This is a genomic window from Rhodococcus sp. T9N, assembly GCF_024436645.1.
GTDB classification, from domain to species: Bacteria; Actinomycetota; Actinomycetes; order Mycobacteriales; family Mycobacteriaceae; genus Rhodococcus_F; species Rhodococcus_F qingshengii.
Genome location: NZ_JAMSKS010000024.1, coordinates 50,191 through 61,424, shown reverse-complemented (window position 1 = coordinate 61,424; position 11,234 = coordinate 50,191). Strand labels below are relative to the sequence as shown.

Genomic DNA, 11,234 nt, shown 5'->3' with positions numbered 1-11,234 from the left:
TGAGTCAGGAAAGGGGGACGAACGTCGCAACAGGGTGCTATCTCGTCCCCGATTTGGTCCGCTCTACTGCCGAGCCACCCGCTCGACAAAACTCGAAGCCCGCAGCACCAGTTCATCTTTCCGGTTCTGGCGCGCAGCGGCGGCATCGTAGCCGGCATACGGGAGCGGGGGGTCGTTACGAACATTGGACGAGCACTGGAAGTCTCGGCAGATCAGTGTTCCGACCGTGCTGCCACGTCGACCGGCGGGCCCGGCCAACTTGGCGCCGTAGAAGACGACCTCGTTGGGGAGTCGCGTGTCGCGGCACCAGGAGCACTGGGCGCGCGATCGCGGAGTGGCCTCGGCTTGAACGAGCAAGACTCCGATGGTCTCCCCGTCGAGTGTCGGGACGATCGCGTAGGCGCGTCGGCCCATTTTCGGATCTCGCCAGCCCAGGTAGTCGAGAGCGTCGAAGTCGATGGTGCCGAAGCCGTCCGGCAGGGTGAGATCGGACTTCTCCTTACGACTCGCGTTGACGAGGCTGGAACGAATAGATGTATCGGTCAAAATGATCATGGGTGTATACCAATCGTGGCTCGGTGAAGGTGGGTACAGCTCATGGCCCGATCAGCACCAAGTGCTGTCGGGTCCGAAATGCGCTATCTGTCGCCGGCGAAGACGACGCCGACAACCCCCTCACGCCCATGGGGCGTCACCGTGTACGTATCCACACCGCGATGGTAGCTACAGGCCTGCGTTACAGGCCACTCGATTTATCAGTCACGCCATACCGCCGTGAACTCGTACCAAGGTCCGCCGAGGTGAGTTGCGGAGAAATCATCGAACCCCGATGGTGGGCCGCTGGGCGAGTACACCCACCCACTCGAGGTGATGAACATGCTGTCGTTGTCGATGAAGTAGACCTCATCCGGCCGCACGACATGGGCACTACTGATATCGAACTGGCCGATCTCGAGCTCTTCCACGGTCGATTCAGGCTGCTCCAAAAGACCAATCGCGATGGTCTCGAACTCTCCGCTCTTGTCGAGGAAAGTTGCCGGCGGCATCAACAACACCAGAGCTACTGCAGCGATGACGGCGATCGGGGAGGACAGAATCCACCACGACCACCGCCGGTCCTGGCCAAGGGCATAGAGGGTGCGGATCGCCCACACCAGACCGACCACGATCAAGATGAGCAGAGCCGCGGCGCTGACGAGGAAGGGATCCAACCATCTGTACTCCCCGAACGGCGAAGGCCACCAACCGTAATGCCGGCAGACCAACGCAATGAGCGGAACAACGGTGAATGCCAAAAGAATCGGCCCCGGTGGCTTGGACGACTCCGGAGGGTCAGCTACCAACCATTCACCCAGCGACTTCGGCCTTCTCATCACCCCACCGTATCTGCAGGTCATGGCAAACTCAGCTACACGGCGAATACCTTTGCAGTACACGCACTCTCGTTCCACTCACAACAACCAACGCAGCGATCGGCACTCTCGCCGCAACCGACACAGATGGACAAACCTCACAATTCGCAGATTCAACGTGCCGATCATGCGACAATCGGACGGTGAACGAGACCGCGAGTGGAGTTTCGCACCCGCACCGACCGCGACTGCTGAGCGTCGGCGTCCTACTCTCCGCCGCCCTCCTGTGGTCCACTCCCCTCGCCGCTGCCGCGCCCACCGAACCTGGGCCGGCCAGTTGCATATCATTCGGAACCGCCCAACTGCCACCAGGTGCGCCCTCCAGTGGAGGTCGAGTCGGGTTGGCAAACCTACCGACATTCACCGGTTCAACCGCCCCCAGCTCGGTCCAGATCCGCACGCCAACTACGCAATTCAATCGTTTCTGGGACTTCGCGCTAGTCGACCACGACTTACTCGCTCGGCCGCGAGAGACAGGCGCATCAACGGCTCAACCGTGGCGTTTCGTGCCGATGCCCGAGTGCCTGCGTGGACGACTGGTCGGGATATCACTGGACGACGACGAACTCGTCGCGGTCGACGACAACGGCTGGATCTACACGATGGACAACGCATCCCAGGATCCGCTGGTGTGGAATTGGACCTCGGCATGGGGCGCACCGCTGTGGAGCGGTCCCGGCCGACAACTCCCCGGAGACCACCCGAACGGGTGGGCACTGAGCGTCTCGTCGCCTTGGGACAACCAAACTTTCACCGACGTCGCAGGACGGATTCACTTCGTCGGACTCGCCAAGATGACGATGATCCCCACGTTGACCGGGGACGGCAGCCGGATAACCTACGCGGACCCGTGGCTGCCCAACGACGACAGCTACGAGATCGGCGGCCCGCTCGGCGGGCGATTCCAGGCGGACTCGCTGTCGGCGGCCGGATCAACCACTTTCGTGATGAACAAGTACGGCGACATATACACCCGCACATTTGATTTCGATTCTTCGGGATCGGACTCGATCTTCTTCCGCTACAGCTGGGAAGATCAGTCGGACAAGCCGTCGGCACCCAACCTCGTGGCCGAAACACTCGACCGCAGCACCGCCGCGATCCGACTTCCGGCCCCAGACTGGGTGCACCAGCCCAAAATTCCCGGTGAAGTCACATCCGCGATCAGTGTGCACTCACTCGGTCCCGGCCCGAACCGGCGGGAGTTGCGCGTCGAGGGTCTCCGCGGCGCCGAATCCGGCTTCTGGCACAAGGATCTCGTCGGGGATGCCTGGGAGTTCACGCCGACCGGCGCGTCCCTCCTCGGCACACTGATCGAAAACGCGCCGACAGACCGGTCGACGGATACCCTGTCCCCCGCTGCCCCCTGGCACTTGTCCACGACCCTGCCCGCCCGCGACGGTGCCATCGACGGTCAGGCTCTGATCGACATCGGGTTTCCGTACTCTGTGGTGGATCCGCGTCTGCTCGACGCGATCGGCCAGCACGCACAACCGTCCGGATACCGACTGGACGTGGACCATCTCGACCCGGTCGCCACCACGCGGACCGCGACCGTGACTGCACCGGATGGCACGGTTCTTCCGGTCGTCCTGCACACCGCCGACGGACTACGGATGGCTCCCCGCGCATCCGGCCTCGATGCCGATCCGCGCCACCTCGTCGGGGCAATCGAGATCCCGTCGGACGCGTACGCGGATCGGGCATCGAACCCCGCTCTGGACGCGTTCGTGCAGGACTGGATGCGCGGAAACCCCATTGCCGCGATCACGCTCAGCGCCACCGACCACGACTTGGTGATCCGCTAGCCGAAACCATCGCCGTCCACCGTGTCGCCTCGATTAGGCTCAGCAGATGGTCGACACCACACCCGACGTGCCGATATCACCCGTCGACGCTGCGAGCTTCCAGCTCGGTGTGCACGTCCAGCCCTACCTGGTCACTATTGCCGGACTGCTCGCTCCTGGTGGCTTCGTCGATCGAGACGGTCGACCTGATCTAATGCGACTTCACCGCACCCTCGCCGCTCACATCGCGCAGGAGCCGTTACTGCGGCAGCGACCGATCATGCGGAACGGGTCATGGTGGTGGACGGAAAACGACATCGACTTCGACCTCCATCTCTCGCTTGACGAACGCGGGCCTACAGAACCCGACTTCGAATCCGTCTGTGGTCGACTCGTGATGCAACCCCTCGACACCACCCGACCGTTGTGGCACATCGCCTTCGTTCCTGCAGCTCGACCGGGTCTGTGCGGCATTGTGATCCGAGTGCATCACGCGGTTCTCGACGGCGCCAGAGCCAGCGACCTTTTCGAGCGCTTGTTCGCCTCACCTGATTCGAAAAGTACCGACCCGGGCGCTCCCGTGCCGAACATCCCTCCGAAGGCCGCCGGTTCCCTCGACCTCCTCCGATTTCGAATCGGTACTTTCCTGCACCGGCCAATCCGATCACGGGTGTTACTGGGCGCCATTGGTCCCACGAGATCGATCTCGTCCGTCAACGTCCGCACCTCGCTGATCGAGCATGCCGCGCAGCAAGCGGGAGGCACTTTGAACGATGCCTATCTCGTTGCGGTGGGCGGCGGACTACGATTCATCCTCCAAGAATGCGGCGAGCCCATCCCCAAGTCGATTGCGGTATCGGTACCCGTCGCAGTCACAGCGATCGGTAGCGCACGCAATGCCGTCGGGTTCATGATCATCGACCTTCCACTTCGTGAAACCGACCCACAACGCACAGTCGCGATCGTCGCGAAGCAAACCGCTGCGGCCAAACCTTCCGCACGCGCTGCGGGAACAACCTTTCGGTCACCGCGTATCGCCGGCATTTTCGACAAGCTCGCAAAGCGGCAGCACATGATCGGTGCAGTCGTGTCCAACGTCCATGGACCGCGCGGCCCGCTCACGCTCGACGGGGCAGCGCTAGTCGAACTCTGGCCTCTGGGCCCGTTGGCGGGCAATGTCCGCGTCGGCTTCACCGCAGCGTCCTACAACGACACATTCTGGATCGGAATCCAGGCCGATGCCGAGCATCTCCCACCTGCAAGCAAGATCGCCCGAGCCGTCGAACGGACTCTCGACGAAATAGCCGGCACTGCACACTGACTGGATCTACTGCCACTATCCGATGCACCTCGCCGCTTGGGCAACGGATACTGTCGAGACGTCTCGACAACATCTCCACTGATTCGAGCCTGCAAGCCGGTGTCGTCACGACACGATCGTCACGAGGAAGGCGAAAGATGTTCACACCTGCAGAATTCGGCAAGGTCTCGGTACTGGTTCCTGAGAACGGTGGTGCCGTCCCCTACGGGAACACCGTGGTAGTGCACGGATCTGAAAGCACGCTCGTCATCGACCCTTCGCTCTCCCTCGACCGCGACCCCGTCGGCGCAGACCTCGTATTCGTCAGCCACGGGCACGAGGACCACATCGCCGGACTACGCCATTTCGACACCCCGGCCTATGCGCACCATCTCGACGCACCCGCAGTCGCATCCCTCGACACGATGCTCACCAATTACGGCCTTCCTCCGAACGAACGAGTCGAGGTCCAGCAGTCGATTGCTACGCAATACGGCATACCCCCGACCCACGAGAACGTGTCGGGGATCGCGGGCGGCCACGTCTTCGACCTCGGCGACCGCACTGCGACAGTCATTCATTTGCCAGGGCACACCCGCGGACACTGCGGGGTCCTCGTTGAACCCGACGGCTTCTTCTACGTCGCCGACATCGACCTCACCTCCTTCGGCCCGATGTACGGCGACCTGGGTAGCAGCGTCAACGACTTCCTCGACTCCATCGACCACGTCGCAACGATCGACGCACGCTGGTACGGAACATTCCATCAGAAGGGCGTGGTCGAGGGCAGCGACGAGTTCCGTCGCCGGTTGTCCGCATACCGCGACAAATTACTGAGCCGCGAAGACCGTCTCATCCAATTCCTCGGCGAACCAAAACTCTTGGAAGACATAGTCGCTCATCGACTCGTCTACCGCCCCCACGTATCGGCACCGTACGTCGACGCCGTCGAACGACGGACAGCTCAGCTACACCTCGAACGACTCATCGCATCCGGTGCCGTCACAGTCGACGAAGACAAGGTGTTTCGCCGGACCCTCTGACATCCCTGGCGAACTGATCGCGCCATTTCGGATACTTCCGAAAATCGGACCGAAGTTCACCGAAAAAATCTGGCACTCAAGGTTGCAGAGTGCCAGTTTGGCTGGTTATCATGTTCTCGCACAGTAAGTTCGGTCGCCGTCGAGGTGACGGTGACCTTTCTTAGACGATACGGGAGGTGTGTTGCTGTGCTTCGTTTCGATCCTTTCACCGACATCGACGCGATCACCAAGTCCCTGCTTGCCACCGGAACCGGCAGCAGCCGAAGTCCACGCTTCATGCCGATGGACCTCTACAAGATCGATGACCACTACGTCCTTCACGCCGATCTTCCCGGCGTCGACCCAGGATCAGTGGACGTACAGGTAGACGGCTCGACCCTCACCCTGACCGCGCACCGCAGCGCCATTTCCGAAGAGGGAGTGACGTGGCTGGCCGGTGAGCGTTTCACAGGAACATACAGAAGGCAGCTGTCCATCAGTGAGGACATCGATTCCGAACGGATCGTCGCCTCATACGACAACGGCGTGTTGACCGTGACCTTGCCGATCGCAGAGAAGGCGAAACCGCGGCGGATCGAAATCTCGTCGGGACCGCCGTCCCGCACCGCAAACTCCGAGGTGAAAACCCAAGGACAGATCGAAGCCTGACCTGAACGGCTTGGCACGAAATCGACTGTACGAGAGCCTTTCATCCAGGAGGTCCACTATGCCCGCGCCAATCATGGCCCCCGCCGCAGCTCTGGCTGAACCGGTCGTCTGGAACGAAGACCCGCAGCGGCAAGGCTGGTGGAAGCGCATCCTCGCGGCCACCCCGCCCGAGAACCCCACCAACGAAGAATTTCAACCCTGACAAAACCAGACCGTGTTCGCCGAATACGGTCACCCACAAATGAATTGATGCCTTCCGTCCGTCCACCGAGGCGGACGGAAGACATTTACAGGCGCTCTACACACGTTCAGCTCGATGAAGCATTCCGGCCGAACCGAAGAGCCATCATCTGCAGCAGGTCAGGAACCGCCCGAAATGGGCGAAGCAGGACGAAACACTCACACAACAAGGACGAAGCTCGCCGCCACCTGCCAACCGTGACTCGTACGGTTGAAATGTAGACGTCAGTGACTGCGCTGACGCTTACCGACCTCGTCGGTCCCCTGAATTGTGTGGCCGTCGAGGTCGTCTCATGTCTATACCCAAACTGAAAGTGGTCAGCCCTCAACCCTCGTCGGAGGAGATGCCGTCGCCAGACCCTCCAGAAGGATTGCCAGACCGCGCTCGAGTTCGTCCTGCCCGTCGTAGTGAGCCATGATCGTAGCCATCGACCGCAGTCTCGGAAACTCGGCAAGCGCAAGCCGATGCAGACCGAGCCGCAAGAGATCGTCCGTCTCCTCGGGATTTTCGACTATTTCCTGAAGCTCGTTGAGAATGTGCCCGTTGAGGAAGCCGAACACTGCTCGGTAGATGTGTAATGCGTCTTCAGGAGTGAAACCGGCCCGTATCAGCAGTTCGAGAATCGCTTCGACGTAGCGCAACGTCCCGGGAGGACGCAATCCGAGCGGGGTGGACAGCGGCCGAGTGACCAGCAAAGGAACCACGTTGGGGTGCGCGAGCGCGAGGCGGCGATACCCGTACGCAACCGCGTGCAGCTGCCCTCTCCAGTCGCGATCGGACGGGTCGACGACCAGTTGTTCGAGCACGGTCTCGACGACCCCGTCCAGCAGGGCCGCCTTGTTGGCCGCGTACCTGTAGAGAGTCATCGGATTTCTGTCGAGCGCTTTGCCCAGTCGGCGCATGGAGAGGCCGTCGGCACCTTCCTCGTCGATGATCGCCAACGCCGTCGAGAGTACGAGCGCCCTGGTGAGAGGCTCCTCGCGGTCCGCGGCGGGAATCAAACCCTTAGTGCGATCTGGCGAGTGTCCGGTCATTCACAGAACATACATCGTATGCCTACGCATTGACAGAACCGCACGGCTGGTTTACTGTTCGAAGACGCCTGATATATACAACGTATACACACATCGTATACCCGGAATGTCCGGATTTACGTGGGCGCTCATCGATACGTCCCGGCGCCGGAGCCGGCGCGGACGTACGGACTCACTTTCGTCGCATGAGTCCCTTCTTCAAAGGATCGAAGATGAACAGAACATGACAGCACCCACCGCAACACGACGCTCGCGGTTCTTTCAATTCTCGGGTATTGCAACGATTTCCGTCTTCTCCGTCGGCATTCTCGTCTTGCCGGCCGGCACTGCCGGCGCGGAAGCGACTGCTGTCGGACTCGGCACCGCTGAGCCCTTTGCAGTCCTTGCCGGAGCAGGAATCACCAACACCGGACCGACAACCCTCGGCGGCGATATCGGCACGTATCCGACGCCAACCATCACCGGTGTATCGGACCTGACGATTACCGGCACCAATCATGGTGGCGACGCGGTATCGCAGGGAGCGAAACCCGACGTGTTGACTGCCTACAACACTCTTGCCGGTCAGGGACCCACACAACCGACGGGAGCCGACTTGACCGGTCGGACACTGGTTTCGGGTGTCTACAACTCCGGTTCGTCGATCGCACTGTCGGGAACCGTCACCCTCGACGCGCAAGGTGACCCCGATGCAGTCTTCGTCTTCCAAGCGGGATCAACGCTGATCACATCGTCGTCCAGCACCGTTGCACTGATCAACGGAACGCAGGCGTGCAATGTTTTCTGGCAGGTTGGAAGTTCCGCCACCCTGGGCACCAACTCCGTCTTCCGAGGAAACCTGTTGGCGCTGACAGACATTACTGCCACAACCGAGGCAACCGTCGAGGGTCGACTGTTGGCGATCAATGGCGCGGTCACTCTCGATACGAACACCGTTACGATCCCGACCTGTGCGCCTCCTGTCACGACTACGACCCCGACCACTACGACGACTACGGTCCCGCCTGACACCGCGACGACTACCACCACGACTGTGGTCCCGCCGGTGGTGACTACAACCACGACGGTCGTCCCGCCGGAGGTGACTACAACCACGACTGGTACACCGGTGGAAGCGACGACCACCACACCAGGGCCGAACGGCACGACTACAACCACTGTGGACGTACCGCCGATCATCACGACCAGCCGAAACATTCCGTCCATACCCGAGATTCCCGGTCTCCCACCACTGCCGGGAATACCTCCCACCGTTCCCGGGACGGTAACCGTCCCGTCTCGGGTGCCGACGACGTCAGCTTCTCGAACGGGTACCCCGACCACTCAACCGGTAGGCCCGGAATCCCCGAATGTTCGAGCCCCTCAGGTGCAGCAGGTACCACGAGGGTCGGTCGACACCGGTGACGGAAGCACACAATCCCAACGCGGCGGACAGTCCAGTGGAGGGTGGATCGCCCTGCTCGTCGGCTTCTTCAGCGTCGTGGCTATGTCGGCCCTCGTCATCCGTCGGACAAGTCGATAGATGAAAGACGAAAACTCCGTGATGGCTCCGCGAACTCGCCGAGCCATCACGGCTCTCGCCCTTACTGTTTCAGTACTCGTAACGGTGGTCGGATGCGCCGGTGGACAATCCGACAGCGGAAATTCACAACCACACTCGTCGCCTCGACAAGACACCACATCCGCGCCACGCGCCACTGACTCTGCACTGCCCGAAAGGGCGCCGGTAACTGCTGAACACCTCCCCGCGCGCCTCGAAATCCCGTCCATCGGCGTCGACACCGACATCATCGATCTCGGACTCGATACCGATGGAGCACTCGAGGTCCCACCGGATGGGAAGGACGCAGGGTGGTACACCGGCGCTCCCGCACCCGGTGAGGTCGGACCGGCAATCATCGCCGGCCACGTCGACTGGCAAGGCACCGACGGGGTCTTCTTCGATCTGCGGAATCTCGAAACAGGAGCCGACATCATCGTCACCCGCGAAGACGGAAGTCGCGCAGTGTTCACCGCTACCAGTGTCGAACACTTCCCCAAAGAGGACTTTCCCACCGACGTCGTATATGGCGACATCGACCACCCCGGACTCCGGATCATCACGTGCGGTGGATCCTTCGACGAAACCGCACGCAGTTACAACGACAACATCATCGCATTCGCAGACCTGGCCTAACCGCCTGAGACGCCGCAGCACACCACTTCGAAAGTCCGCACGAACCGTTGGAGAGCAATGACCGTATTCCACTTTCCCGTGCTCGAGAAGTTTCGATGACAGACACCGACGACATTCGAGCGAGCGCCGAAGCAGGTGTCGACGCTCCTGCATGGCGGGATCGGAAGCGTTACTGGTGGCCGTTGGGATTGCTGATCCCGCTGAGTCCCTTCCTGTCCTGGCTGCTGGTCGAATATTTGCACCTCGGCCTGTTCTGGGCGACCGGTGCCTGGATCCTGATTCTCGTCATCCCGATCGTCGACATCGCAGTCGGCGCAGATGGCCGCAGCCCACCGGACAACGTGATCGCGGCATTGCAGGACGACCGCTACTACCGATGGTGTACCTACCTGTTCGTGCCACTTCAATACGCTGGCCTCGTCTTCGCCGCATGGTGTTGGGCGTACGCCCCGATGGCAACCGGAGAGAAGATCGCACTGGCGATGACCGTCGGCGTCGTTGCAGGCGTCGGTATCAATGCCGCACACGAACTAGGCCACAAGAGCAGCCGCCTCGAGCGGCGGTTGGCGAAAATTGTGCTCGCTCAATCGTTCTACGGGCACTTCTACATCGAGCACAATCACGGTCACCACGTCAACGTTGCGACGCCGCGCGATCCCGCCAGTGCTCGTTTCGGGGAATCGTTCTGGATATTCTTGCCCCGCAGCGTATTCGGAGGTCTGAAATCGGGCTGGCGGATCGAATCAGCACGCCTGCGCCGGCAGGGTTCACCCGCACTGTCGCCTCGAAACAACATCGTGCAGGCATGGTCGCTGAGCGCCGCACTGTTCGGGACGTTGATCACCTTATTCGGGTGGCAGATACTGCCCTGGCTACTCCTGCAAGCCTTGGCCGGGATCACGTTCCTCGAGGCCGCAAACTACCTCGAACACTACGGATTGCTCCGTGCGCGAAGACAAGACGGCAGCTTTGTCAAAGCCCGGCCCGAAGACAGTTGGAACAGTGATCATCTCTTGTCCAATTTGTTCCTGTACCAATTACAACGACACAGTGACCATCACGCGAATCCGCGTCTGCGCTACCAATCTCTGCGCAGCGCTCCAACCGCTCCGCAACTCCCTGCCGGATACGCGGTGATGATCGTCTGCGCTGCCGTACCACCACTGTGGCGGCGGATGATGGATCACCGTGTCCTCGGCTACTACAACGGCAACGTCGAGCTCATTCACACCAAGGCGACGATATGAATGACAATGCCCGAGACGACGACCACAGCGACGGGCACTACACGGCCACCGGGCCGACCAAACACGCCAGAGCTGCGTACCAGCCGGCGCGCACCCGGCTCAGACGAGCCGCACCGAGCCTGGACGTCGTCGCTGCCGCGGAGTACCTGTTGACCCAGCCCGACGCATACCTCTATCGCCGCCGATACCTCGACCTGATCACTCAAACCCCCGGGCCCGACGGAACATCGATCACCGACTACGCCGCAGCTGAACGCTACCTACTTGTCACCGCTACCGCGCACCGCAGAACTCATAGTGAGGTTCGTCCATTGCCGGCACCCGGCGATTTTCTGTGAAGTGGTCA

At 61.3% G+C, this 11,234-nt stretch carries 12 protein-coding genes; 9 read left to right on the top strand and 3 right to left on the bottom strand.

The annotated features are described in order from the left end of the window. Nucleotides 1-63: 63 nt before the first annotated feature. A complete protein-coding gene (locus M1L53_RS28415; RefSeq protein WP_007726512.1) occupies nucleotides 64-555 on the bottom strand; it encodes an FBP domain-containing protein in 492 nt (163 codons plus the stop codon). 200 nt (nucleotides 556-755) lie between these two features. After that, nucleotides 756-1,373: a hypothetical protein gene (locus tag M1L53_RS28410; protein WP_007726510.1), complete on the bottom strand. Its 618-nt coding sequence runs from the start codon at nucleotides 1,371-1,373 to the stop codon at nucleotides 756-758. Between the two features lie 551 nt (nucleotides 1,374-1,924). Between M1L53_RS28410 and M1L53_RS28405 the strand changes: the two genes are divergently transcribed. The 5 genes from M1L53_RS28405 (at nucleotide 1,925) to M1L53_RS28385 (ending at nucleotide 6,392) form a co-directional block, all read left to right on the top strand. Continuing rightward, entirely contained in the window at nucleotides 1,925-3,220 is a 1,296-nt protein-coding gene (locus M1L53_RS28405) for a hypothetical protein (RefSeq protein WP_198165733.1), read from the top strand. A 46-nt stretch (nucleotides 3,221-3,266) separates the two neighbouring features. Further along, nucleotides 3,267-4,520 (top strand): wax ester/triacylglycerol synthase domain-containing protein, encoded by a 1,254-nt coding sequence (locus tag M1L53_RS28400; RefSeq protein ID WP_054187574.1) that lies wholly within the window; start codon nucleotides 3,267-3,269, stop codon nucleotides 4,518-4,520. A 137-nt stretch (nucleotides 4,521-4,657) separates the two neighbouring features. Continuing rightward, nucleotides 4,658-5,542: an MBL fold metallo-hydrolase gene (locus M1L53_RS28395; protein WP_042452347.1), complete on the top strand. Its 885-nt coding sequence runs from the start codon at nucleotides 4,658-4,660 to the stop codon at nucleotides 5,540-5,542. A 186-nt stretch (nucleotides 5,543-5,728) separates the two neighbouring features. Beyond that, the gene (locus tag M1L53_RS28390) at nucleotides 5,729-6,190 is read left to right on the top strand and encodes an Hsp20/alpha crystallin family protein (RefSeq protein ID WP_007726499.1); all 462 of its coding nucleotides are present in this window, start codon (nucleotides 5,729-5,731) and stop codon (nucleotides 6,188-6,190) included. 58 nt (nucleotides 6,191-6,248) lie between these two features. Further along, nucleotides 6,249-6,392, top strand: a complete 144-nt coding sequence (locus M1L53_RS28385; protein WP_165639161.1) for a hypothetical protein — start codon at nucleotides 6,249-6,251, stop codon at nucleotides 6,390-6,392. A 356-nt stretch (nucleotides 6,393-6,748) separates the two neighbouring features. Here M1L53_RS28385 and M1L53_RS28380 read toward each other — a convergent pair whose 3' ends face one another. Continuing rightward, nucleotides 6,749-7,465: a TetR/AcrR family transcriptional regulator C-terminal domain-containing protein gene (locus M1L53_RS28380; RefSeq protein ID WP_042452349.1), complete on the bottom strand. Its 717-nt coding sequence runs from the start codon at nucleotides 7,463-7,465 to the stop codon at nucleotides 6,749-6,751. Between the two features lie 223 nt (nucleotides 7,466-7,688). Here M1L53_RS28380 and M1L53_RS28375 point away from each other — a divergent pair, with 223 nt between their 5' ends. The 4 genes from M1L53_RS28375 (at nucleotide 7,689) to M1L53_RS28360 (ending at nucleotide 11,226) form a co-directional block, all read left to right on the top strand. Then, on the top strand, nucleotides 7,689-8,987 hold the full coding sequence (locus M1L53_RS28375; RefSeq protein ID WP_054187575.1) for an ice-binding family protein: 1,299 nt from the start codon (nucleotides 7,689-7,691) through the stop codon (nucleotides 8,985-8,987). Further along, complete coding sequence (locus tag M1L53_RS28370) at nucleotides 8,988-9,641, top strand: class F sortase (RefSeq protein WP_054187576.1); 654 nt, start codon at nucleotides 8,988-8,990, stop codon at nucleotides 9,639-9,641. A gap of 95 nt (nucleotides 9,642-9,736) precedes the next feature. Beyond that, entirely contained in the window at nucleotides 9,737-10,888 is a 1,152-nt protein-coding gene (locus M1L53_RS28365) for an alkane 1-monooxygenase (RefSeq protein ID WP_054187600.1), read from the top strand. After that, nucleotides 10,885-11,226, top strand: coding sequence for a hypothetical protein (locus tag M1L53_RS28360; protein WP_003943650.1), 342 nt, complete (start codon nucleotides 10,885-10,887; stop codon nucleotides 11,224-11,226). Before M1L53_RS28365 ends, M1L53_RS28360 begins: the two co-directional genes overlap by 4 nt. The last annotated feature ends 8 nt before the right edge of the window (nucleotides 11,227-11,234 follow it).